This is a genomic window from Modestobacter caceresii (assembly GCF_000761485.1).
GTDB lineage: Bacteria > Actinomycetota > Actinomycetes > Mycobacteriales > Geodermatophilaceae > Modestobacter > Modestobacter caceresii.
Window position 1 is genome coordinate 70304 of sequence record NZ_JPMX01000118.1, and the last position, 23847, is coordinate 94150.

The 23847-nt window shown below is 73.8% G+C and carries 20 protein-coding genes; 3 read left to right on the forward strand and 17 right to left on the reverse strand.

Annotated elements, in window-relative coordinates:
* Positions 1 to 3: 3 nt before the first annotated feature.
* The 4 genes from gatB to gatC are packed head-to-tail and all read right to left on the reverse strand — an operon-like array spanning position 4 to position 3534.
* A complete protein-coding gene (gene gatB, locus IN07_RS21010; RefSeq protein ID WP_036340042.1) occupies positions 4 to 1512 on the reverse strand; it encodes an Asp-tRNA(Asn)/Glu-tRNA(Gln) amidotransferase subunit GatB in 1509 nt (502 codons plus the stop codon).
* A complete protein-coding gene (locus tag IN07_RS21015; RefSeq protein WP_036340044.1) occupies positions 1509 to 1709 on the reverse strand; it encodes a hypothetical protein in 201 nt (66 codons plus the stop codon). Before IN07_RS21015 ends, gatB begins: the two co-directional genes overlap by 4 nt.
* Complete coding sequence (gene gatA / locus IN07_RS21020; protein ID WP_036340047.1) at positions 1706 to 3238, reverse strand: Asp-tRNA(Asn)/Glu-tRNA(Gln) amidotransferase subunit GatA; 1533 nt, start codon at positions 3236 to 3238, stop codon at positions 1706 to 1708. The genes IN07_RS21015 and gatA overlap by 4 nt, the downstream gene beginning before the upstream one ends.
* Positions 3235 to 3534 carry an Asp-tRNA(Asn)/Glu-tRNA(Gln) amidotransferase subunit GatC gene (gene gatC / locus IN07_RS21025; RefSeq protein ID WP_036340508.1) on the reverse strand — a complete coding sequence of 100 codons (300 nt, stop codon included), beginning with the start codon at positions 3532 to 3534 and terminating at the stop codon, positions 3235 to 3237. The genes gatA and gatC overlap by 4 nt, the downstream gene beginning before the upstream one ends.
* Before the next feature lie 195 nt (positions 3535 to 3729).
* Here gatC and IN07_RS21030 point away from each other — a divergent pair, with 195 nt between their 5' ends.
* Positions 3730 to 4392 (forward strand): ACT domain-containing protein, encoded by a 663-nt coding sequence (locus IN07_RS21030; protein ID WP_036340050.1) that lies wholly within the window; start codon positions 3730 to 3732, stop codon positions 4390 to 4392.
* A gap of 25 nt (positions 4393 to 4417) precedes the next feature.
* Here the strand turns inward: IN07_RS21030 and ligA are convergent, their stop codons facing one another.
* The 10 genes from ligA to IN07_RS21080 form a co-directional block, all read right to left on the reverse strand.
* Positions 4418 to 6589 (reverse strand): NAD-dependent DNA ligase LigA, encoded by a 2172-nt coding sequence (gene ligA, locus IN07_RS21035; RefSeq protein WP_036340053.1) that lies wholly within the window; start codon positions 6587 to 6589, stop codon positions 4418 to 4420.
* 112 nt (positions 6590 to 6701) lie between these two features.
* Positions 6702 to 7901, reverse strand: a complete 1200-nt coding sequence (locus IN07_RS21040) for an HNH endonuclease signature motif containing protein (RefSeq protein WP_036340056.1) — start codon at positions 7899 to 7901, stop codon at positions 6702 to 6704.
* 312 nt (positions 7902 to 8213) lie between these two features.
* On the reverse strand, positions 8214 to 9260 hold the full coding sequence (locus IN07_RS21045; protein ID WP_081975598.1) for a methionine synthase: 1047 nt from the start codon (positions 9258 to 9260) through the stop codon (positions 8214 to 8216).
* 41 nt (positions 9261 to 9301) lie between these two features.
* Positions 9302 to 10399 carry a tRNA 2-thiouridine(34) synthase MnmA gene (gene mnmA, locus IN07_RS21050; protein WP_036340059.1) on the reverse strand — a complete coding sequence of 366 codons (1098 nt, stop codon included), beginning with the start codon at positions 10397 to 10399 and terminating at the stop codon, positions 9302 to 9304.
* A 1-nt stretch (position 10400) separates the two neighbouring features.
* On the reverse strand, positions 10401 to 11591 hold the full coding sequence (locus IN07_RS21055) for a cysteine desulfurase family protein (RefSeq protein ID WP_036340062.1): 1191 nt from the start codon (positions 11589 to 11591) through the stop codon (positions 10401 to 10403).
* A 200-nt stretch (positions 11592 to 11791) separates the two neighbouring features.
* Positions 11792 to 12754, reverse strand: coding sequence for an electron transfer flavoprotein subunit alpha/FixB family protein (locus IN07_RS21060; protein ID WP_036340065.1), 963 nt, complete (start codon positions 12752 to 12754; stop codon positions 11792 to 11794).
* Positions 12755 to 12800: 46 nt separating this feature from the next.
* Complete coding sequence (locus tag IN07_RS21065; RefSeq protein ID WP_036340068.1) at positions 12801 to 13580, reverse strand: electron transfer flavoprotein subunit beta/FixA family protein; 780 nt, start codon at positions 13578 to 13580, stop codon at positions 12801 to 12803.
* Positions 13581 to 13697: 117 nt separating this feature from the next.
* On the reverse strand, positions 13698 to 14807 hold the full coding sequence (cds1, locus tag IN07_RS21070; RefSeq protein ID WP_036340514.1) for an L-cysteine desulfhydrase Cds1: 1110 nt from the start codon (positions 14805 to 14807) through the stop codon (positions 13698 to 13700).
* A gap of 43 nt (positions 14808 to 14850) precedes the next feature.
* Positions 14851 to 15636, reverse strand: a complete 786-nt coding sequence (locus IN07_RS21075) for an enoyl-CoA hydratase/isomerase family protein (protein ID WP_036340071.1) — start codon at positions 15634 to 15636, stop codon at positions 14851 to 14853.
* Between the two features lie 56 nt (positions 15637 to 15692).
* Positions 15693 to 16493, reverse strand: a complete 801-nt coding sequence (locus tag IN07_RS21080; RefSeq protein WP_036340073.1) for an ABC transporter ATP-binding protein — start codon at positions 16491 to 16493, stop codon at positions 15693 to 15695.
* A gap of 63 nt (positions 16494 to 16556) precedes the next feature.
* Here IN07_RS21080 and glgX point away from each other — a divergent pair, with 63 nt between their 5' ends.
* Positions 16557 to 18725: a glycogen debranching protein GlgX gene (gene glgX / locus IN07_RS21085; RefSeq protein ID WP_036340516.1), complete on the forward strand. Its 2169-nt coding sequence runs from the start codon at positions 16557 to 16559 to the stop codon at positions 18723 to 18725.
* 7 nt (positions 18726 to 18732) lie between these two features.
* On the opposite strand, the gene IN07_RS21090 is transcribed toward glgX, so the two are convergent.
* Positions 18733 to 19560 (reverse strand): NAD(P)H-binding protein, encoded by an 828-nt coding sequence (locus tag IN07_RS21090; protein ID WP_036340075.1) that lies wholly within the window; start codon positions 19558 to 19560, stop codon positions 18733 to 18735.
* Positions 19561 to 19641: 81 nt separating this feature from the next.
* On the opposite strand from IN07_RS21090, the gene IN07_RS21095 reads away from it, so the two are divergent.
* The gene (locus IN07_RS21095; RefSeq protein WP_036340077.1) at positions 19642 to 20055 is read left to right on the forward strand and encodes a winged helix-turn-helix transcriptional regulator; all 414 of its coding nucleotides are present in this window, start codon (positions 19642 to 19644) and stop codon (positions 20053 to 20055) included.
* Positions 20056 to 20097: 42 nt separating this feature from the next.
* Here the strand turns inward: IN07_RS21095 and IN07_RS21100 are convergent, their stop codons facing one another.
* Both IN07_RS21100 and glgP read right to left on the reverse strand, forming a co-directional pair.
* Positions 20098 to 21066: an FHA domain-containing protein gene (locus IN07_RS21100; RefSeq protein WP_036340082.1), complete on the reverse strand. Its 969-nt coding sequence runs from the start codon at positions 21064 to 21066 to the stop codon at positions 20098 to 20100.
* A gap of 160 nt (positions 21067 to 21226) precedes the next feature.
* Positions 21227 to 23782, reverse strand: coding sequence for an alpha-glucan family phosphorylase (glgP, locus tag IN07_RS21105; RefSeq protein WP_231558510.1), 2556 nt, complete (start codon positions 23780 to 23782; stop codon positions 21227 to 21229).
* Between the last annotated feature and the right edge of the window lie 65 nt (positions 23783 to 23847).

The window sequence follows — 23847 nt, forward strand, 5'->3', positions numbered from 1 at the left end:
AGGCTAGGAGCCCAGCACCCGCTCCTCCAGCATCCGCTTCACCGTGGGGGCATCGGCCTTGCCGCGGGTGGTCTTCATGACCGCCCCGACGAGCGCACCCAGCGCCTGGACCTTGCCGGCCTTGACCTTGGCGATGACGTCGGGGGCGCCGGCGATCGCGGCCTCGACGGCGGCGACCAGCTCGTCGGACTCCCCCATCACCGCCAGCCCTTGCGCCTCGACGACCTGCGCCGGGCCGCCCTGGCCGGCCAGCACGCCGTCGAGCACCTGGCGGGCCAGCCCGTCGTTGATGGTGCCCGCGTTGACCAGGCCGACCAGCTCGGCCACCTGCGCCGGGGTGATCGCCAGCTCGCCCAGCTCGGTGCCGGCCTCGTTGGCCCGGCGGGCGAGGTCGCCCAGCCACCACTTGCGGGCGTCACCCGGGGTGGCGCCGGCGGCGACGGTCTGCTCGACCAGGCCGAGCGCACCGGCGTTGGCCAGCCAGGTCATCTCCGTGCCGGAGATGCCCCACTCCTGCTGGAGCCGGGCGCGCCGGGCGGCGGGCAGCTCGGGGAGCTCGGCGCGCAGCTTCTCGATCCACTCCGCGTCGGGCGCCAGCGGCACCAGATCGGGCTCGGGGAAGTACCGGTAGTCGGTCGCCTCCTCCTTGCTGCGCCCGGAGGAGGTGCTGCCGGTGTCCTCGTGGAAGTGCCGGGTCTCCTGCACGATCCGGCCGCCTCCGTCGAGGACGGCGGCCTGCCGGCGCATCTCGAAGCGGACGGCGCGCTCGACCGACCGCAGCGAGTTGACGTTCTTGGTCTCCGTGCGGGTGCCCCACTCCAGGTCGCCGACCGGGTTGAGCGAGATGTTGACGTCGCAGCGCAGGCTGCCCTGCTCCATCCGGACGTCGGAGACGCCGAGTGCCTGGACGATCTCGCGGAGCTCGGTGACGTAGGCGCGGGCGACCTCGGGGGCCAGCCGGCCGGCGCCGGGCACCGGGCGGGTGACGATCTCGACCAGCGGGATGCCGGCCCGGTTGAAGTCGATCAGCGAGTGGTCGGCGCCGTGGATGCGCCCGGTGGCGCCACCGACGTGCAGGTTCTTGCCGGTGTCCTCCTCCAGGTGGACCCGCTCGATCTCCACGCGGTGCGTCGTCCCGTCGACCTCGACGTCCAGGTGGCCGGCGACGCACAGCGGCTCGTCGTACTGGCTGGTCTGGAAGCCCTTGGGGATGTCGGGGTAGAAGTAGTTCTTCCGGGCGAAGCGCGACCAGTTCGCGATCCGGCAGCCCAGGGCGAGGCCGATCTTGATGGTCGCCTCGACCGCGGCGGCGTTGGCCACCGGCAGCGAGCCGGGCATGCCCAGGCACACCGGGCAGGTCTGGGTGTTGGGCTCGGCACCGAAGGTGGTGGCGCAGCCGCAGAACATCTTGGAGGCGGTGCCCAGCTCGACGTGGGTCTCCAGCCCGATGACCGGCTCGTAGCGGGTCAGGACGTCGTCGAACTCGACCAGCCGGTCGGCGGTGCTGGTCATGGCTTCTCCTCCGGGTGGGACGTCGTGGTCGAGCCGGTGGCGGCGCTGCGGGTGGTGAACCAGGCACCGATCGCGGTCAGCACGCCCAGCACGATGAAGACGGCGAAGATCACCTGGCCGGTGACGGCCCAGAGCACCGCGCCGGCGACGATCACGAAGACGGTCAGCCCCCAGGCGGCCTTCATGGGCCCGTTCACGCGGCACCCGCTGTGGCGCCCAGTTCGTCGAGCAGCCGGTGGCCGCGGGCGGCGTCCTGCGCGGCCTCGAGTGCGGCGGCGACCCGGTAGCAGCGGTCGTCGGCCAGCGCCGGGGCCATCACCTGCAGCCCCACCGGCAGCCCCTCGGACAGCCCGCTCGGCACCGAGATCGCCGGGAGGCCGGCCAGGCTGGCCGGCAGGGTGCACAGGTCGGCGGCGTACATCGAGATCGGGTCGTCGACCCGGGTCCCGATCGGGAAGGCGACGGTCGGGGTGGTGGGGCTGACCAGCACGTCCACGTCGGCGAAGGCGGCGCTGAAGTCGCGGGTGATCAGCGTGCGCACCTTCTGCGCCTGGCCGTAGTAGGCCTCGTAGTAGCCGCTGGAGAGCGCGTAGGTGCCCAGGATGATCCGCCGCTTGACCTCCGGGCCGAAGCCCTGCTCCCGGGTGATCGCCATGACCTCGTCCAGGTCGCGGCTGCCGTCGTCACCGGCCCGCAGGCCGAACCGGACGCCCTCGTAGCGGGCCAGGTTGCTGGAGGCCTCGCTCGGCGCGATCAGGTAGTAGGCGGGCAGCGCCAGGTCGAAGGACGGGCAGGAGACCTCGGTGACCTCCGCGCCCAGCCCGGCCAGCACCTCGATCGCCTCGCGGGTGCGGGCCAGGACGCCGGGCTCGTAGCCCTCGGCGTGACCGTCACCGCCGAGTTCGCGCACGACCCCGACCCGCACGCCGCGCAGGTCGCCGGCCGCACCCTCCCGCGCGGCGTCGGCCAGCCGGGCCAGCGGGGTGTCGATGCTGGTGGAGTCGCGCGGGTCGTGACCGCCGATGACCTCGTGCATCACCGCGGCGTCCAGCACCGTGCGGGCCATCGGCCCGGCCTGGTCCAGGCTGGAGGAGAAGGCGATCAGGCCGTAGCGGGAGACCGAGCCGTAGGTCGGCTTGTGCCCGACCAGCCCGGTGAGCGCGGCCGGCTGCCGGATGGAGCCGCCGGTGTCGGTGCCGATCGACCAGGGCGCGAGGTGCCCGGCGACCGCGGCGCTGGAGCCGCCGGAGGAGCCGCCGGGGATGCGGTCGGCGTCCCAGGGGTTGCGGGTCACCTGGTAGGCGGAGTTCTCGGTGGAGGAGCCCATCGCGAACTCGTCCATGTTGGTCTTGCCCAGCAGCACGGTGCCGGCCTCGGCGAGCCGGGTGGCGACCGTGGCGCTGTACGGCGGGCGCCAGCCCTCGAGGATCTTCGAGCCGCTCGTCGTCGGCACGCCCTCGGTGACCACCAGGTCCTTCAGCGCCAGCGGCACGCCGGCCAGCGGGCCGAGCTCGGCGCCGGTGGCGCGGGCCTGGTCGACCGCGGCGGCCGCGGCGAGCGCGGCGTCGTCCTCGACGTGCAGGTAGGCGCCGAGCCGGCCGTCGTCGGCGGCGATCCGGTCCAGGTGCGCGCGGGTCACCTCGACGGCGCTCACCTCACCGGAGCCGAGCAGCCGGGACAGCTCGGCGACGTCGGCGCGGGTCAGGTCACTGCTGGTGCCGGTCACTCGGCGTCCCCCAGGATGCGCGGCACGCGGATGCGGCCGTCCTCGGCGGCGGGCGCACCGGCCAGCACGACGTCGCGGGACAGGCTGGGGGTCACCTCGTCGGGGCGGAGCACGTTGGTCAGCGGGACGGCGTGGGTCATCGGCGGCACGTCGGCCACCGCGGCCTCACCGACCCGGGCGACGGCGGCGAGCACCTGGTCGAGCTGGCCGGCGAACCGGTCGAGCTCCTCGTCGGTGACGGCCAGGCGCGACAGACGCGCCAGGTGTGCGACGTCGGAACGGGAGATGCTGCTCATGCTGCGCTGGGACCCCACTTCGCCGGCCGGACGGGCCCGGCCTCGACTCGCTCCAGGACTCAGCCACTCTACGTGGCGCGACCGGGCCGCCCGACCGCGAGCCGGGTTGGTCCGGGACCCCTCCATGCGGCAGGCTCCCCCTGTCCGCGATCGACGGTGATCGGCTCCGCCTCAGCACGACGTCCGGGGGGATCCGTGTCCTACCTCTTGCGGCTGGTCGTCCCCGACCGGCCCGGCACCTTGGGCGCCGTCGCCACGGCGCTCGGCCAGGCCGGCATCGACATCGTCTCGGTCGACGTCCTGGAGCGCGGCAACGGTGTCGCCGTCGACGACGTCGTCGTGGAGCTCCCCGCCGACCGGGTCGCCGACAGCCTGATCACCGCCGCCACCGCGGTGCCGGGTGTGCAGGTCGAGTCGCTGCGCCCCTTCGCCGGTCCGATGGACACCCACCGGGAGCTGGAGCTGCTCGAGGCGCTGACCCCGGCCGGGGCGGGCACCGCCAAGGTGCTGGCCGCCGAGCTCCCCCGGGTGTTCCGCAGTGGGTGGGCGGTGGTGCTCGCCGGTTCCGCGGACCAGCTCACCGTGCTGGCCGCCTCCGCCGCCGCACCGTCGCTGGACAGCGTCCGCCCCCCGTGGCTGCCGCTGACCACGCCCCTGCTGCTGCCCAGCGACGGCGACTGGGTGCCCTTGCGCTGGCAGGAGATGGCGGTGGAGATGATGGCCGCGCCGCTGGACCCCGAGGGCACCGCGGTGCTGCTCGGCCGGTCCGGCGGACCGGTGTTCCGCCGGTCGGAGCTGCTGCGGCTGGCCCACCTGACCGGGCTCGCCGCCACGGTCGCCCGGCTGCCCCCGCCGTAGCCCTCCGGCCCGCCGGGGCGACGGTTCAGCTGTCCGCCGGCTCCGCGCCGTCGCCGATGGTGGCGACCTCGCGGGCGGCGTCCGGCCCCTGCTCGAGCAGGACCGTGAAGCCGTCGTCGTCCAGGACCGGCGCCTTCACCGCGACGGCCTTGTCGTACTTGCTGCCGGGATCGGCGCCGACGACGACGAAGCCGGTCTTCTTCGACACCGAGCCGGTGACCTTGCCCCCGCGCTCCTGGATGGCGGCGATCGCCTGGTCCCGGCTGTGGTCGCGCAGCGAGCCGGTGACGACGACGGTGATGCCGGTCAGCGGCCCGGGCCCGGAGTCGGACTCGGGGTCGGCCAGCCGCACCCCCGCGGCCCGCCACTTCTCCACCACGTCGCGGTGCCAGTCGACGGTGAACCAGTCCCGCACCGCCGTGGCGATGGTCGGCCCGACGCCCTCGGCAGCGGCCAGCTCCTCCTCGCTCGCGGCCATCAACCGGTCGACCGAGCGGAACTCCCGGGCGAGCGCCTGGGCCGCCGTGGGGCCGACGTGCCGGATCGACAGCGCCACGAGCACCCGCCACAGCGGGACGTCCTTGCGGGTCTGCAGGTTGGCCAGCAGACGCTTCCCGTTGGCCGAGAGGGTGCCGTCCTTCTTGGTGAAGAAGTCGGTGCGGCACAGCGCGTCCTCGTCGAGGGTGAAGACGTCGCCCTCGTCGGCGAGCAGCCGGCTCTCCAGCAGGGCGGTCGCCGCCTCGTAGCCGAGCACCTCGATGTCGAAGGCGCCGCGGCCGGCGACGTGGAAGACCCGCTCCCGGAGCTGGGCGGGGCAGGAGCGGGCGTTCGGGCAGCGGATGTCTGCGTCGCCCTCCTTCTCCGGCCGCAGCTCGGTGCCGCACTCGGGGCAGTGCGTGGGGAAGACGAACTCCCGCTCGGAGCCGTCGCGGGCCGCGGCCACCGGGCCGAGCACCTCGGGGATGACGTCGCCGGCCTTGCGGATGACGACCGTGTCGCCGATCAGCACGCCCTTGCGCTTGACCTCGCTGGCGTTGTGCAGCGTGGCCAGCTGCACGGTGGACCCAGCGACCTTCACCGGCTCCATGTAGGCGAACGGGGTGACCCGCCCGGTGCGGCCGACGTTGACTCGGATGTCGTGGAGCTTCGTCGTCGCCTCCTCCGGGGGGTACTTGAAGGCGATGGCCCACCGCGGCGCGCGACTGGTCGACCCGAGCCGGCGCTGCAGGGAGACCTGGTCGACCTTGACGACGACGCCGTCGATCTCGTGCTCGACGGCGTGCCGCTGCTCGCGGTACCGCTCGATGTAGGCCCAGACGCCGGTGAGGTCGTCGACCACCTCGTACCGTTCGCTGACCGGCAGCCCCCAGGCGCGCAACTGCTCGTAGGCCTCGGACTGGCGGGCGGGCTCGAAGCCGCGGCGCGCGCCGATGCCGTGCACGACCATGCTGAGCGGGCGCTTCGCCGTCTCGCGGGCGTCCTTCTGCCGCAGCGAGCCGGCCGCGGCGTTGCGCGGGTTGGCGAACGGCGGCTTGCCCGCCTCCACCAGCCCGGCGTTGACCTCGGCGAAGGCGGCGACCGGGAAGTAGACCTCGCCGCGGACCTCCAGGAACTCCGGCACGTCGTCGCCGGTCAGCTGCTGGGGGACGACGGCCAGGGTGCGCACGTTCGCGGTGACGTCCTCCCCCGTCGTCCCGTCGCCGCGGGTGGCCGCACCGATCAGTCGGCCGCGTTCGTACACCAGGTCGATGGCCAGCCCGTCGACCTTCAGCTCGCAGAGGTAGCCGGCGCCGGCGGCACCGTCCCGCTCCGCGCGGGCGGCCCAGGCGGAGAGCTCGTCGGAGGAGAAGGCGTTGTCCAGGCTCTGCATCCGCTCCGGGTGGGTGACCGGGGCGAAGGTGGCGCCGAAGCCGCCGTTGACCTTCTGGCTGGGCGACTCCGGTGTCAGCAGGGCGGGGTGGGCCGCCTCCAACGCCTTGAGCTCGCCCATCAGCTCGTCGTACTGGCCGTCGCTGACCAGCGGGGCGTCCTGCACGTAGTAGGCGAAGGCGTACCGGTCGAGCTCCTCGGACAGGTCGCGGTGCCGGGTGCGGGCCTCGTCGGGCACCTCGGTGACGTCCTGCCGGTCGACGGCCGCCTCGACCGTGGGCTGGTCGGCCCGCTCCACCGTGTCCTGCTCCCCTGCCTCGCTGCTCACGGACGAGACGTTATCCGGCGGCTCCGACGGGAAACGGCAGCGCGCCACCTCGGGCAGCGAGCAGCCTCCTACGCCGCTACAGCGGTAGCCCGACGAGCAGCCTCCTACGCTGCTACAGCGGTAGCCCGATGAGGATCTCGGTGCCGTCGGGGCGGTAGGTGCGCCATCGCCCGTCCGGTGGGCGTTCCACCCGGAAGCCGTGGTGGACCTTGGTGTGGTGCCGTTCGCACAACAACGCTGAGTTCCCCAGCGAGGTCTCGCCGCCGTGCAGCCAGTGGATGAGGTGGTGGACGTCGCACCACCAGGACGGGGCCCCACAGCCGGCGAACACACAGGCCTTGTCCCGCCGCTCGCCGGCCTTCCGCAGCCCGGGGGTGACCACCCGGTGGTCCCGGCCGAGCTCGAGGGGCACGCCGTCGGAACCCATCACGATCCGGGAGATGCTGCCGTCACAAGCCAGGTAGCGAGCCCGCGCCGCGGAGATCGTCGCCCCGAAACCCATCCCCGCCGCACCGGCACCCATGGCCGGGTCGACCAGGTCATCGAGGTCGATGCCGACCACAACGTGCGGCTTCACCGTGCGCAGGATCGGCAGCTGACCGCTGGCCAACTGGTTGTCACACAGCTGGACGAGCGCGTCGGCGTTCTGCTGCGCCCGGGTCCGCGCATCACCCTTGGGGCGGTCGGCCTGCACGATCGACTCGATCGCCGCCTGCACCTTCTCCCCACCCACCGCATCCAGGTCGAACCGGCCGGTGATGCTGCCGTCGGCGTGCTTGGCGATCGCGAGCCGGCGACCCTCCGTCGCATCCGGCTCCGGGCCGTCGGGGTCCAGCGCGTCCTCGAATGCCTGCACCGCGGCGACCAGCGACTGGTGCGGCGACTCGGCCGCCACGCGCGCCCACACCTGGTCGAACGCGGCCAGGTCGATGCCCTGCTCGGCGGCCTGCGCCCGCTCCCGCTCCCCCACGGCACCGGCGACCACGTCCACCTGCGCCGCGGTGATCTGCCCGTCGGCGAACCCGGCCGCCAGCGCCGGGAAGTGCTCCAACGCCCGCCCCGACCGCAGGATCCGCGACGCCTCCGCCTGCGACAGCCGCGCGTGCCCGATCAGCCATGACCGCATCGACTTCAACCCGTCGCGCTCCGCGGCCTGCGTGGAGTCCGCGCGCCGGACCGTGCGGGTCAACTCCGCCGACGCACGGTTGACCAGTTGCACCAGGAACGCCGTCCGGTCCAGCACCTGCCCGTCCGTGAGCGAGTGGAGATCGTCCGACGCGAGGGCGTCCAGAGCCGACATCAACTCGCTCACGACACCTCCTACAGCATTCGAACGCTTGTACGAATACTACCGCCGTCGAGGACCCCGAGCAACACTAAGGTGCAGGTCAGAGGCCTGTCCACAGATTGCCGTCGCCCCTTGACAGGGTCGGTCCAGCACACCCGCCACCGCCCCGGACGACACCATTGCCTGGTGCACTCGGTGTCGACCGCGCTCTCCAGCCGCTCCTCGACGACCGCCGCGCCACGTCGGCGCAGGCGCGGGATGCCGCCGCCCAGTGGGCGCTCACGGAGACGACGGAGCCCGGTCAGCGAGGTCGGCAGCCTGGGCTCGACCGGGGCGTCACTCCGGCAGCAGGTACTTCGCGGCCTCGCGGACGTGTGCCATCGCCGTCCGGGCGTAGCCCTGACTCGCCCCGGCCAGGCCGCAGGACGGGGTGAGCGTCACCGCGCCGGCCAGCTCCTCGGCCGGAAACCCCAGCTCCCGCCACCAGGCCTGCACGCGGCTGGCGGTCGCCTTCGGCCGGCCCAGGTCGGTGTCGGTGCCGGGGACGACGCCCACGAGCAGGTGGGTGCCCGCCTCGATGGCGGTGCCGACGGCGTCGAGGTCCTGCACCAGGCCCAGGTCGAAGGAGAGCCCCTGCGCCCCGGCGGCCCGGAAGAGGTCGAGCGGAGCGCGCTGGACACAGCAGTGCACCACGACCGGCGCCGACACCTGGCGGACGAGCCCGGCGAGCTGCTCCTCCACGACGTTCGACTCGATCGCCGACAGCTTGCCGAAGCCGCTGACGGTGGGCAGGCCGCCCTGCAGCACGGCGGGCACCGACGGCTCGTCCAGCTGCACCAGGACCGAGGCCCCGGGCACCCGGGCGGAGACGGCCGCGACGTGGGCACCGATCCCCTCGGCGAGGGACTGCGCCAGGTCGCGGCGCGCCCCGGCGTCCACCACGGCCCGGTCGCCACGGCTGCGCTCCAGCCCGGCGGCCAGGGTCCACGGACCGGTCACCTGGATCTTCAACGGCCCCACGTAGCGCTCGGCCACCTCGTAGAGGGCGTCCAGGTCGCGGGCCAGTGCCTCCCGGGCCCGGCGCAGGTCGGCGCCCGGACGGGCGACCAGCCGCCAGCCAGCCGGGGTGAGGTCCACGTAGAGGTCGACCAGCAGTGCGGCCGCGCGACCGATCAGGTCCGACCCGGCGCCGCGGCCGGGCAGCTCGGGCAGGTGCGGGAGGTCCGGCAGCTCGCCGACGACCAGGCGCATCGCCTCGACCGGGTCGGTGCCGGGCAGGGACCCGACCCCGGTGGCCGGCCCCCACACCGGGAGCGCCGACCGCACCTCGCCGTCGGCGCCCGGCTCACTGCTGTCGTCCGGGAGGTGCGTCGCCGAGGTCACGTGCCGACCGTAGCCCGCCGTCCCTCCCGCACCGGCGACGGTCAGCTCAGTGCGGTCTCCGGCCGTTCACCGGCACGCATCACGGTGCCCTGTCCGAGCACCAGGTCACCCCGCTCGGCGTCCGGGGCGTACAGCACGGCCGACTGCCCCGGGGCCACTCCGCGCTGGCGCTCCCCCAGCACGAGGCACAGCCCGCCGTCCTCGGCGAGGGAGACCTCGCAGGCGACCGGCGCGGCGTGGGCGCGCAGCTGCACCTGGGCCCGGAACGGCAGGTCGGGCACCGGCCCGGTCCAGGTGGGCGTCCCGGTGCGCACCTCGTCGACCTCCGCCTGGTCCGCCGTGCCGATCGTCACGGTGCGGCTGACCGGCTCGATCCCGAGCACGTACCGCGGGCGCTGGTCACCGACGGTGACACCCAGCCCACGACGCTGGCCGATGGTGAAGCCGTGCGCGCCGGCGTGCGTCCCGACGGTCTGGCCGGTGGCGGCGTCGACGACCGGGCCGGGCTGCTCACCCAGCTTCCGGGCGAGGAAGCCGCGGGTGTCGCCGTCGGAGATGAAGCAGATGTCGTGCGAGTCCGGCTTGGTGGCCACCGCGTAGCCGCGCTCGGCCGCCAGCTCCCGCACCCGCTCCTTGGTCATCGAGCCGAGTGGGAAGACGGCGCCGGCCAACTGCTCGGCGGTGAGCACGCCGAGCACGTAGGACTGGTCCTTCGCGGGATCGACCGAGCGACGCAGCTCGCCGTCGGCCAGCCGGGCGTGGTGTCCGGTGACGACGGCGTCGAAGCCCAGCGCCCGGGCCCGGTCGAGGACCGCAGAGAACTTGATCTTCTCGTTGCAGCGCAGGCAGGGGTTCGGGGTCCGGCCGGCGGCGTACTCGGCGACGAAGTCGTCGATGACGTCCTCACGGAACCGGTCGGCCAGGTCCCAGACGTAGAACGGGATGCCCAGCTCGTCGGCGACCCGCCGGGCGTCGTGGGAGTCCTCGACGCTGCAGCACCCTCGGGCACCGCTGCGCAGCGTCTGCCGGTCGGGTGAGAGCGCCAGGTGCACGCCGGTGACGTCGTGCCCCGCCTCGACGGCGAGTGCGGCGGCGACCGCGGAGTCCACTCCCCCGCTCATGGCGGCGATCAGTCGCATCTCAGCGCCGCCCGGTCCCGGCCCGGCGGGCCCGCTCCACGACCGGGCCGATCACCTCGAGCAGTGCGTCCACGTCGGCGTCGGTCGAGGTGTGCCCCAGGCTGAACCGCAGCGAGCTGCGGGCCCGGGCGGGGTCGGCGCCGGCGGCCAGCAGCACGTGGCTGGGCCGGGCGACGCCTGCGCTGCAGGCCGACCCGGTCGAGCACTCGATGCCCCGGGCGTCCAGCAGCATGAGCAGCGCGTCGCCCTCCGCACCGGGGAAGGACAGGTGCGCGTTGCCCGGGAGCCGCCCGGGACCACCGGCCACCACGTCGTCCAGCGGTGGGCCGTTGAGCTGGGCGTCGGGCACCTCGGTGACCACCCCGGCGACCAGTCGGTCGCGCAGCGCGGCCACCCGCGCCGTGCGCTCGGCCCGGTCCGCGACCGTGGCGTGGGTGGCCGCGGCCAGCCCGACGATCGCGGCGACGTCCAGGGTGCCGGACCGGACGTCGCGCTCCTGCCCGCCACCGTGCAGCAGCGGGGTGCACTCGGCGTCCCGGCGCAGCAGCAACGCACCGGCGCCCATCGGGCCACCCACCTTGTGCCCGGTCATGGTCAGGGCGTCGACGCCGCTGGCGGCGAAGTCCAGCGGCGACTGGCCGATCGCCTGCACCGCGTCGGTGTGCAACGGCACCGCGACCTCGTGGGCGACGGCGGCCAGCGCGGTCAGGTCGCTGACGGCGCCGATCTCGTTGTTCGCCCACATGACGGTGGCCAGGGCGACGTCCCCCCCGTCGCCGAGGGCGTCGGCCAGCGCGTCGGCGGTGACCCGGCCGGTCGGCTCGACCCGCAGCCAGGTGACCTCGGCGCCCTCGTGCTTCTCCAGCCACTCGACGCTGTCGAGGACGGCGTGGTGCTCGGCCGGGCTGGCCACGATCCGGCGACGTCCCTGGTCGGCGGTGCGGCGGGCCCAGTACAGCCCCTTGACCGCGAGGTTGTCCCCCTCGGTGCCACCACCGGTGAACAGCACCTCCGACGGCCGCGCCCCCAGGGCCGCAGCCAGGCGCTCCCGCGACTGCTCGGCCACCCGCCGGGCCTCGCGGCCGCTGGCGTGCAGGGAGGAGGCGTTGCCCACCCGGGCCAGCTGCTCGGTCATGGCCGCGAGCGCGACCGGCAGCATCGGGGTCGTCGCCGCGTGGTCGAGGTAGGTCATGGCAGAGCCAGCGTAGGCCTCGCCCGCCGGGGGCAACCCGATCGTGTCCGACAGGTGGAAGTGCGCACGGCCTTCCCGCCTCCTCGTGCCTGTGGCCGCGACGTGCGCCGAGCGCCGACCCGGAGGCCGGCGCCCGACGCGACGTGCTGGGGCGACCCTCCTGCGGCCCCTCGTCGCGAGGGAGCAGGAGGGTCCTCCTGCTACTTGCGGGCGCTGATCTGCTCGGTGGCCGCCGGGACGACGGTGAACAGGTCGCCCACCACGCCGAAGTCGGCGAGCTCGAAGATCGGCGCCTCGGGGTCCTTGTTCACCGCGACGATGGTCTTCGAGGTCTGCATGCCGGCCCGGTGCTGGATCGCCCCGGAGATGCCCACCGCGATGTACAGCTGCGGCGAGACCGTCTTGCCGGTCTGCCCGACCTGGAAGGAGTGCGGGTAGAAGCCGGAGTCGACGGCGGCGCGGGAGGCGCCGACGGCGCCACCGAGGGAGTCGGCCAGCCCCTCGATCACCGAGAAGTTCTCCGCACTCGCCACCCCCCGACCGCCGGAGACGACGATCGCGGCCTCGGTCAGCTCCGGGCGGTTGGACTTCTGCTCCACGACCCGGTCGAGCACCCGGGTCTGCTTGGCGGCCTCGGAGACGGCGACCTGCACCGTCTCCTCGGTGCCGGCGGCCGGGGCCGGCTCGGGGGTGACCGAGTTGCCGCGCAGGGTGTAGATCGGCGTGCCGACGGTGACCTGCGAGTGCACGATCGTCGCCCCGGCGAACGCCACCTGGGTGGCGGTGCCGTCGGCGGCGATCTCGGTGACGTCGGTCAGGAAGCCGCTGCCGGTCTTGATGGCCAGCCGGCCGGCGATCTCCTTGCCCTCCGGGGAGGACGGGATGACGACCGCGGCCGGCGACTTCTCAGCGACCAGCTGTGCCAGCACCTCGGCCTTGGGGGCCACCAGGTAGGCGTCGACGTCGTCGGACTCGGCGACGTAGACCTTCGCCGCGCCGTACTCGGCCAGCACGTCCTTGATGCCCGCGGCGGTGCCGGGGGCGCCGATGACGACGGCGGCGGGCTCACCGAGCGCACGCGCGGCGGTCAGCGCCTCCAGCGTCGACTTGCGGGGCCCACCGGCGGCGGGGTTGAGCTCGGCAAGGACCAGGACCTCTGCCATGTCTGTTCTCTCCTCAGCTCTGAGTCTTCAGCACGGTCGCAGCCGGTCAGACGATCTTCTGGGCGGCCAGGTAGCCGACCAGCTTCTCGGCACCGTCGCCCTCGTCGGCGACCTTCACGCCCTCGCCCTTGGGCGGGCGGCCGGCGAAGTCGACGACCTTGCTGGTGGCGGTGGCCAGGCCCACGGTCGACGCGTCGATGCCGAGATCGGCCAGGGTCTTGGTCTCCACCGGCTTCTTCTTGGCCGCCATGATCCCCTTGAAGGAGGGGTAGCGCGGCTCGTTGATCGTGTCCCAGGTGGAGACGATCGCCGGCAGCGGCGCCTCGACCTCCCAGTAGCCGCCGTCGGTCTGCCGCTCGATCTTGGCCATCGAGCCCTCGATCGTCAGCTTGCGGGCGCCGGACAGCTGCGGGATGCCCAGCCGCTCCGACAGCAGCGCCGGCATCACCGAGACCTGACCGTCGGTGGACTCGGCGCCGCACAGCACCAGGTCGTACTCCAGCTGCGACAGCGCGGCAGCGATGACGGCGCTGGTCTGCACGGCGCAGGAGCCGTGGATCGCCGGGTCGCTGACGTGCACGGCCTTGTCCGCGCCCATCGACAGGGCCTTGCGGATGGCGTCGGTGGCGGTGTCGGGACCGACGGTCAGGACCGTGACCTCACCGCCCTGCGCCTCCTTGACGGTGAGCGCCTCCTCGATGGCGTACTCGTCCATCTCGTTGATCACGTTGTCGGCGGTGGCCCGCGCGACGGTGTTGTCCGACGGGTCCAGCTTCCGCTCGCTGCCGGAGTCGGGGACCTGCTTGACCAGAACGACGATGTTCATCGTCAGACCAACCTCCGCGGTGGTTCGGGTGGGCGCGGGCGAGGCCCGCCTCGTGCCGATCATCGAGGCTACTTGCGGGTAACACCCGACGGGGAGGGCGGGGCCGGGTGACCCGGCTCACCCGGCGGCTGTCCACTCCCCCGTGCGGGCGAAGTGCTCGAGGACGGCGGTGTGCGGTGCGAGGTCCAGGCCCTGCGCCGTCACCCAGGCGTCGTCGTAGTAGGTGCAGGCGTAGCGCTCCCCGCCGTCGCACAACAGCGTGACCACGCTGCCCGTGCGGCCGGCGGCGAGCATCTCGGCGATGAGCCCGAACGCGCCCCACAGGTTGGTGCCGGTCGAGCCGCCGGCCCGGCGCCCGGCGACCCGCTCCAGGTGTCGCATGGCCGCCAGCGAGGCGGCGTCGGGCACGCAGACCATCCGGTCGACGATGGTCGGCACGAACGAGGGCTCCACCCGGGGCCGGCCGATGCCCTCGATCCGCGAGCCCCGCCCGGTGGTGGCCGGGTCGGCGTCCCGCCAACCGGGGAAGAACGCCGAGCCCTCCGGGTCGACGACGGCGAGCCGGGTGGGCAGCCGGCGGTACCGGACGTACCGGCCGATCGTGGCACTGGTGCCGCCGGTGCCGGCGCCGACGACGACCCACTCCGGGACGGGGTGCCGCTCCCGGCTCAGCTGCTCGAAGACCGACTCGGCGATGTTGTTGTTCCCGCGCCAGTCGGTGGCCCGCTCGGCGTTGGTGAACTGGTCGAGGTAGTGACCGCCGGTCTCCGCGGCGATCCGCCGGGCCTCGTCGTAGACGGTGCCGGCGTCGGCCACCAGGTGGCAGCGGCCCCCGTGGAACTCGATGAGGGCGATCTTCTCCGCGCTCGTGCTCGCCGGCATCACCGCGACGAAGGGCAGGCCGAGCATCCGGGCGAAGTAGGCCTCGCTGACCGCCGTCGACCCGCTGGAGGCCTCCACCACGGTGCTGCCCTCGTGCAGCTGCCCCGAGCACAGCGCGTAGAGGAACAGCGAGCGCGCCAGCCGGTGCTTGAGGCTGCCGGTGGGATGGGTCGACTCGTCCTTCAGGTACAGGTCGATGCCCCACTCCGGCGGCAGCGGGTAGACCAGCAGGTGGGTGTCGGCGGACCGGTGCGCGTCGGCCTCCACCAGCGCGACTGCCCGCTCCACCCAGGCCCGCCCGCCCGGGTCGGAGCGGTCGACGTCGGTGGGGCGCACGGCGGTCACCGGGGCATGGTGCCGCATGCCCGTCCCCGGCGGCGCCGGGTGCTCAGCGGCCGGTGAAGGTCGCCTTGCCCGGGCCGCTCTCCAGGAACGAGCGCATCCCGGTCGCCTGGTCCTCGGTGTCGAACAGCTCGGCGAACAGTCGGCTCTCCAGCTCCAGGCCGGCCGCCAGGCTGCCGTCCAGGCCCTCGTCGATGGCCCGCTTCGCGGCGGCCAGCGCCAGCGGCGGACCGGCCGCGAACTTCCGGGCCATCGCCACGGCGGTCGCGTGGACCTCGTCGTCGGGGACGACGGCGTCCGCCAGCCCCATCTCCAGTGCCTCCTCGGCGCCCACGTGCCGGCCGGTGAACACCAGGTCCTTGGCCTTGGCCGGGCCGACCAACCGGGCCAGCCGCTGGGTGCCGCCGGCGCCCGGGATCACCCCGAGCTGGATCTCCGGCTGCCCCACCTTCGCGTCGCGGCCCATGATCCGGAAGTCGGCGCACAACGCCAGCTCGTAGCCGCCGCCGAGGGCGTAGCCGGTGATCGCGGCGATCACCGGCTTCGGGATGTGGGCGACCGTGGTGAACGAGGCGGTCAGCTCCCGGCCCCAGGCGACCATGCTCGCGCCGGTCAGCTGGGACATCGCCTTGATGTCGGCCCCGGCGGCGAACACCCGCTCCCCGCCGTAGAGGACGACCGCCCGCACCTCGGGGTCCTTGCCCGCCTCCAGCGCCGCGGCCCGCACCTCCCAGTGCAGCTGCTCGTCGATCGCGTTCATCTTCGGCCGGTCGAGCCGGATGGTGCCGACGCCGTCCTCGACCTGGAGGGTGACGAACTCGGGCGCTGCCATGCGGGCCTCCGTGTGCTGCGGGACGTCGGTGTCCGGGATCGGTGATGGGTCAGACCCTAGGTGGCGCGGCGGGCGGTGAACCGCCCGTTCTCGCGCTGCACGTCCAGCGGCAGACCGAAGGCGTCCGACAGCAGCGGCGCGGTCAGCACGTCGTCCACCGGGCCGGAGCCGACCACCTCACCACCGCGCAGCAGCAGCGCGTGGGTGTACCCCGGCGGGATCTCCTCGACGTGGTGGGTGACCAGCACCTGCGCGGGTGCGTTCGGGTCGCGGGCCAGGTCCGACAGCCGGGTGACCAGGTCCTCCCGGCCGCCCAGGTCCAGCCCGGCGCCGGGCTCGTCGAGCAGCAGCAGCTCCGGGTCGGTCATCAGTGCGCGGGCGATCTGGGTGCGCTTGCGCTCCCCCTCCGACAGCGTGCCGAAGGGGCGGTGCGCCATCCGGGCCACGCCCCACTGCTGCATCAGCAGCGCCGCGCGGGTCAGGTCGTGCACGTCGTAGCGCTCCCGCCACCGGCCGACGACGGCGTACCCGGCGCTCACCACGACGTCGCCGACCCGCTCGCCCGGGCCGATCCGCTGCGCCAGCGCCGCGCTGGTCAGCCCGATCCGCGGGCGCAACTCGAAGACGTCGACCGCGCCGAGGGTCTCGCCGAGGATCCCCACCTCCCCACGGGTGGGGTGCAGCTGCGCGCCGACCAGCTGCAGCAGCGTCGTCTTCCCCGCCCCGTTGGGGCCCAGCAGCACCCAGCGCTCGTCGGGCCGGACGGTCCAGTCGACCGCGCGCAACAGGTGCGCCTGGCCCCGGACGACGTCCACTCCGCGGATCTCGACGACCGGCTCAGTCCACACGCCTGCCATCCAACCAACCCGCCGCGCGTCGTGGTCACCGGGTGCGGGCCCGTCGTCGGGCACGATGCCGGGGTGACCGCATGGACGAGTGACCGACCGGTCGAGGTGTGGCCCGGTTCGGCGGCGCCGCTGGGCGCCCACTGGGACGGCACGAGCACCAACTTCGCCCTGTGGTCGGCCGGCGCGTCCGCGGTCGACCTGTGCCTGTTCGACCCCGATGGCACCGAGCACCGGCAGCGGCTGCAGGAGACCACCCACCAGGTGTGGCACGGCCGGCTGCCGGGCGTGGGCCCCGGCCAGCGCTACGGCTACCGGGTGCACGGCCCGCACGACCCCGCCTCCGGCGCCCGGTACAACCCGGCGAAGCTGCTGCTGGACCCCTACGCCCGGGCCGTGGACGGCGAGCTCGTGCTGGACGACGCCCTCTTCGGCTGGTCCCCGGCCGACCCGTCCGCCGCCGACCCGACCGACTCGGCGCCGTTCGTGCCCCGTGGGGTGGTCATCCACGACTCGTTCCCCTGGGACGGCGACCGCGTGCTGCGCACCGCGTGGAGCGACACGGTCATCTACGAGGTGCACGTCAAGGGCGCCACGATGAGCCACCCCGACGTCCCCTCGGCGCTGCGCGGCGCCTACGCGGGCCTGGCCCACCCGGCGTTCGTCGAGCACCTGCTGTCCCTCGGGGTAACCGCGGTCGAACTGCTGCCGGTGCACCACTTCGTCAGCGAGCCACACCTGCTCCGCCGCGGGCTGACCAACCACTGGGGCTACAACACGCTCGGCTACTTCGCCCCGCACGCGGCCTACAGCTCGGCGGGCACCGGCGGTGAGCAGGTCACCGAGTTCAAGGCGATGGTCAAGGCGATGCACGCCGCGGGCATCGAGGTGATCCTGGACGTCGTCTACAACCACACCGCCGAGGGCGACCACACCGGGCCGACCCTGTCCTTCCGCGGCATCGACAACGCCGGCTACTACCGGCTGGGCGGCCCCGGCAGCGGTGACGACCTGTCGCGCTACACCGACTACACCGGCTGCGGGAACACCCTCGACGTCCGCCGTCCCCCGGTGCTGGCGCTGCTGATGGACTCGCTGCGCTACTGGGTCACCGAGATGCACGTCGACGGCTTCCGGTTCGACCTCGCCTCCGCCCTGGCCCGGTCGATGCACGACGTCGACCGGCTGTCGGCCTTCTTCGACGTCGTGCACCAGGACCCGGTGGTCAGCACGGTGAAGCTGATCGCCGAGCCGTGGGACGTCGGCGAGGGCGGCTACCAGGTCGGCAACTTCCCGCCGCCCTGGACGGAGTGGAACGGCAAGTACCGGGACACCGTGCGCGACGTCTGGTCCGGCGCCCAGGTGGGGGTGCGCGACCTGGCCTACCGGCTCACCGGCTCCTCCGACCTGTACCGCTCCGACGGCCGGCGTCCCTTCGCCTCGGTCAACTTCGTGACCGCCCACGACGGGTTCACCCTGGCCGACCTCGTCACCTACGAGCAGAAGCGGAACGAGGCCAACGGCGAGGAGAACCGGGACGGCGAGGGCCACAACCGCAACTGGAACTGCGGCGTCGAGGGCCCGACCGACGACCCCGCGGTGCGCGAGCTGCGCGCCCGGCAGGTGCGCAACCACCTGGCCACGCTGCTGCTGTCGACCGGGGTGCCGATGCTGACCGCCGGTGACGAGCTGGGGCGCACCCAGGGCGGCAACAACAACGCCTACTGCCAGGACAACGAGGTCTCCTGGCTCGACTGGGGTGCCATCGACCCCGACCTGTGGAGCTTCGTGTCCACCCTGGTCGGGCTGCGGCGCCGCTCCCCCGTGCTGCGGCAGGAGGCCTTCTTCGAGGGCACCGAGATCGCCGGCACGGGCGGCACCCGCGACCTGGCCTGGTTCGCCCCCGGCGGGCACCAGCTCACCAGCAGCGACTGGTTCGACACCGGCCTGCAGACCCTCGGGATGTACCTGGACGGCCGGGGCCTGCGGCACCGCGACGAGCGGGGGCGGCCGGTGCTCGACGACTCGTGGCTGATCTGGCTGCATGCAGGCGCCGACCCGATCGACGTCGTCCTCCCGGGCGCGCCCTGGGGCGACGGCTACGAGCTGGTGCTGGCCACCGAGTACCCGACCGGCACTCCCCCGCAGCCGACCGCGCTGCCGCCGGGCCCCGCACAGCTGCCCGGCCACTCCGTCTGGGCGATGCGGGTGGTCCGTACGCCGACGGCGCACGGCACGCCCTGACCCCTGATCAGATCGCCTCGGGCACGCCGGCCGCCACTGCGGCGGCCAACGCGTCCCGGGGCGGGTGCCCCAGCAGGTCGGGTAGGTCGCTGCGGGTGTCGGCGAGCAGCCCGGCAGCCACCGTCGAGTAGATCGACATCAGCATCGCCGGCTGGAAGGGCAGCAGGTCCTGTCCCGCCAGCGCCGTCCGCTGCGCTCCCAGCGTGATCGGCCGGTGCTCCGCTCCCCAGGCCCGAGCCAGCTGCGCTGCGGTGAACGCCGTGGTGCCGGCCAGCTCGTAGACCCGGCCGACGTGGGCCGAAGGGTCGGCCGCGACGTCAGCCGCCACCCGGACGGCGACGTCGGCCAGGTCCTGCCGCGCCACGGCGGCGAGTGCACCCGAGCCGAACGGGGCGGCCACCACCCCGTTCTGCGGGGCGGCCAGCTGCCCGAACAGCTCGGCGTAGAGGCCGTTGCGCAGCACGGTCCAGCGCAACCCGCTGCACGCCAGCCGCCGCTCGGTCCAGCGGTGGGCAAGGGCGAACCCGAGGTGGTCCCCGGCCCCGGTCAGGCTGGTGTAGACCACGTGCCCGACCCCCTGCTCCTCGGCGGCGGTCAGCACCCGGTCGTGCCGGGTGAGGACGACGTCGTCCTCGGCGTACCCCGCCGACACGAGCACCAGGACGTCGACGCCGGCGAGGTCCAGCGTCGCCGGGTCGTCCAGGTCGAGGAGCCGGCCGGCGGGTCCGAACGCGCTGGGGGTGCGGCTGCCCGCGTGCGCCGGGACCCCCGCAGCGACCAGGCCGGTGTGGACGCGTGAGCCGAGCTGACCGGACGCGCCGGTGACGAGCAGCATGGGATCTTCTTCCTCGAGGGGACGATGCACGACTGGCGTGATCGTCGACGGCCCACCGGGGCCGGACAAGGAGGCACTTCCATGTCAGCAGGGCACACCGGGGGAACCGACCTGCTCGACCCCTGCGGCTCTCCCACCCACCCGGACTGCGGCATCCGCGACGTCCTGGACCGGGTCGGCGACACCTGGTCGGTGCTGGTCATCGCCGAGCTCTCCGCCGGCACCCGGCGCTTCGGCGAACTGCAGCGGGCGGTCGTGGGCGTCTCCCAGCGGATGCTCACCCTGACCGTGCGGCGGCTGGAGCGCGACGGGCTGGTGACCCGGACCGTCTACCCCACGGTGCCCGCCACGGTCACCTACGAGCTGACCCAGCGCGGCCGCGAGCTCAGCAGCCTGGTCCGGCTGCTCGCGGACTGGTCGGCGAGCAACCGGGCGGCGATCACCCGGTCGCGGGCGGAGTGGGACGCGGGCAACCCGGGGTCCGGCGTGCGCTGACGGGCGCATCCCGGCGAGGCCCCCCGCACAGGGGGCCTCGCATCACTCCGCGGCCTGCTCGAAGGTGATGACGGTCCAGCCGAGGAGCAGCCGGTCACCGTCGGCGAGCGGGTGCGGCACGCCGGGCTCCAGCTGGGTCCACTCGGTGGCCTCCGGTCCGGCGACGTGGGTGCCGTTGAGCGAGCCCAGGTCGGTCAGGGAGACCTCCCGACCGGCGCGCTGGATGGCGGCGTGGGCGGAGGAGAGCACGTTCTGGGTGTCGGCGATCGGCACCGGCCGGGCGTTGCCGGTGGTCACCAGGTCGTGGCCGTCGGGACGGCGACCGAGGACCAGGTCCTCGTCGACGTTGACGACCAGGCCGTCGTCGAAGCGCAGCACCGGCGCGGCCGGGGGCTCGGGCCGCCAGAAGGCGGTCTGCTCCCCGCCCTGACCGACCGGCTGACTGGCGACCCGACCCGAGTTGCCGAAGCCCGCGTCGGAGCCGGCGGTGAAGGACTCACCGGTGGGCAGGGAGGTGGCCGGCGGGACGGCGACGGACGGCGATGCGGGCGCCGCGAGCTGCAGCAGGGCACCGGAACCGGGCACGGTGCCCTCGACGAGGTCGAGTGCGACGCCCGGGGGCATCGCCGCGGCGGGCTGGCCCGGGCCGACGTAGAGGGTCTGCCCGAGCGCGAACCCGGAGGCCAGCGTGCAGCCGTCGACCGCCGAGCCGGAGACCGGGACGCCGTCCACGGCCGGCTGGCCCTTGCCCGACCAGAGCGCGACGCCGGCCCCGGTGCCACCGGAGGTGTCGGCGAGCACGAGGGCGAAGGACGCCGGCCCGTCGGCGAGCCGGGACACCTGACCGGCGACGGCGCCGAGCACGCGCTCGGCCCCGGGGCCGGAGACCCCCAGGCAGGCGTGCAGGGCGGCCACCAGCGCCGGTGACCCGGGGGCATCGACCCACAGCAGACCACCGCCATGGCGGGCGACGACAGAGTCTCCGGGGAGGACCTCACAGCGGTCGGGCATGACGGCCAGCCTAATGACCGCGCACGGATCCCGTGCCGCACGGGCGCGTGGCTCGCCGGGACGTCGGTCCATTGCGCACGACCCGCCCCAGCCGCCACACCCGTCGCACCCGTGTGGACACCGACCGGGGTCAGGTGACCACCACCGCCGGTTCCTCTCCTCAGGCGTTGACGACGACGCCGAGCTCGGCGGGGACCACCAGGTGTGCCGAGTGCGGGAGCACCCGCACGGTGTAGCCGAACGCGCCGGTGCGGGTCAGCGGCACGGTGCCGGTGAACCAGTGCCGCGAGCCCTCCACGCCGTCGTGCCGCAGCTCCAGCGTGGTGACCTGGTGCAGGCCGTCGGCGTCGTCGACCCGGCCGTAGGCCGCCTCGACCAGCACGTCGGACGGGGCGAGCCCGGGCAGTTCCACCTCGGCCCGCAGGTCGATGCCGCCACCGATCTCCGGGGTCTCCCCCACGCCGGCCGCCTCCACGTGGGCCACCCGGACACCGGGCCAGTGCTCCAGCAGCTTGGCCCGCCAGGCCGCCTCGGCGCGGGCCGGCTCGTAGCCGCCGGCGGCCATCGAGCGGGCGGCTCCCGCAGCCGGCACGTAGAGCCGCTGCACGTAGTCCCGCACCATCCGGGTGGCCAGCACCTTCGGGCCGGTCTCCCGCAAGGTGTCGCGGACCATCTCCACCCAGCGGGTGGGGAGGCCGTCGCTGTCGACCTCGTAGAAGCGCGGGACCACCTGCCGGTCGAGGAGCTCGTAGATCGCCTGCGCCTCGACGTCGTCCCGCCGCTCCGGGTCCTCGACGCCGTCCGCCGTCGGGATGGCCCAGCCGTTCTGGCCGTCGAACCACTCGTCCCACCACCCGTCGCGGATGGAGAGGTTGAGCCCGCCGTTGAGGGCGGACTTCATCCCCGACGTGCCGCAGGCCTCCAGCGGTCGCAGCGGGTTGTTCAGCCAGACGTCGCAGCCCCAGTACAGGTAGCGGGCCATGCCGATGTCGTAGTTGGGCAGGAAGGCGATCCGGTGCCGGATCTCCGGGTCGTCGGCGAACTTCACCATCTGCTGGATCAGCTGCTTGCCGCCGTCGTCGGCCGGGTGGCTCTTGCCGGCGATGACCAGCTGGACCGGCCGCTCCTCGTCCAGCAGCAGCGCCTTGAGCCGACCCGGGTCGCGCAGCATCAGCGTCAGCCGCTTGTACGACGGCACCCGACGGGCGAAGCCGATGGTCAGCACGTCGGGGTCGAACGCGGTCTCGGTCCAGCCGAGCTCGGCCTCCGCCGCCCCGCGGGACAACGCCGTGGCGCGCACCCGGCGGCGCACCTCCTCGACCAGCCGGCCGCGCAGCAGCCGTCGGGTGCGCCACAGCTCCGCGGCGGGGATCCGGTCGACGCCGTCGAAGTGCACGTCCTCGTCCACCTCGAGCGGGTCGCCCTGGCTGGTGGTCTGGGTGCCCAGCTCCACCAGCTCGCGGGCGGTCCAGGTCGGGGCGTGCACCCCGTTGGTGATCGACCCGATCGGGACGTCGTCGGGGTCGAAGCCCGGCCACAGCGGGCCGAACATGTCCCGGCTGACGTGGCCGTGCAGCTCGCTCACCCCGTTGGCCCGCTGCCCCAGCCGCAGCCCCATGTGGGCCATGTTGAACTTGCTCGGGTCGTCCTCGGCGCCCAGCGGGAGCAGCTGGTCGAGCGGGACGCCGAAGCCGGCGAAGTAGCGCTCGATCAGCGCCTTCGGGAAGCGGTCGATGCCCGCCGGCACCGGGGTGTGGGTGGTGAACACCGTGCCGCCCCGCACCGCCTGCAGCGCCTCGGGGAAGGACAGGCCGTGGGACTCGGTGAGCTCCCGGATCCGCTCGACGCCCTGGAAGCCGGCATGGCCCTCGTTGGCGTGGAAGACCTCCGGCGGCGGGGTGCCGGTCAGCGAGCAGAAGGCGCGGACGGCGCGCACCCCGCCGATGCCCAGCAGCATCTCCTGGCGGAGCCGGTGGTCCTCGCCGCCGCCGTAGAGCCGGTCGGTGACCCCGCGCTCGGCCGGGCTGTTCTCCTCGATGTCGCTGTCGAGCAGCAACAGCGAGACGCGACCGACCTGCGCCCGGTAGACGTGGGCGTACAGCGTGCGCCCCTCCGGCAGCGGCACGGCGATCACCACGGCGTTGCGGTCGGCGTCCCGCACCAGCTTCAGCGGCAGGCCGTGCGGGTCCAGCGCCGGGTAGTGCTCCAGCTGCCAGCCGTCGGCGGACAGGCCCTGGGAGAAGTAGCCCGACCGGTAGAGCAGGCCCACCCCGATCAGCGGGACGCCGAGGTCCGAGGCGGCCTTGAGGTGGTCACCGGCCAGGATCCCCAGCCCGCCGGAGTACTGCGGCAGCACCTCGGTGATGCCGAACTCGGCGGAGAAGTAGGCGATGGTGGCCGGCGCCTCGGCGCCCAAGGACTGGTACCAGTGCGGGGCGTCGAGGTACTCGCGGAGGTCGTCGGCGACCGCCGTCAGCCGCTGCAGGAAGACCGGGTCGTCGGCCAGCGCGGCCAGCCGCTCGGCGCTGACCTCGCCGAGGACCCTGACCGGGTCACCACCGCAGCTCGCCCACAGCTCGGGGTCCAGCGCCTCGAACAGGTCGCGGGTCTCGGGGTGCCAGGACCAGCGCAGGTTGGTGACCAGCTGCGACAGCGGCATCAGTGCCTCGGGGAGGGAGGCGCGGACGGTGAGTCTGCGGAGGGCTCGCACCTCCATGACCCTAGCGTGACGACGCTCACCTACAGGCCGGGACGACGATCGATGTGGACCCGCCCGGGACC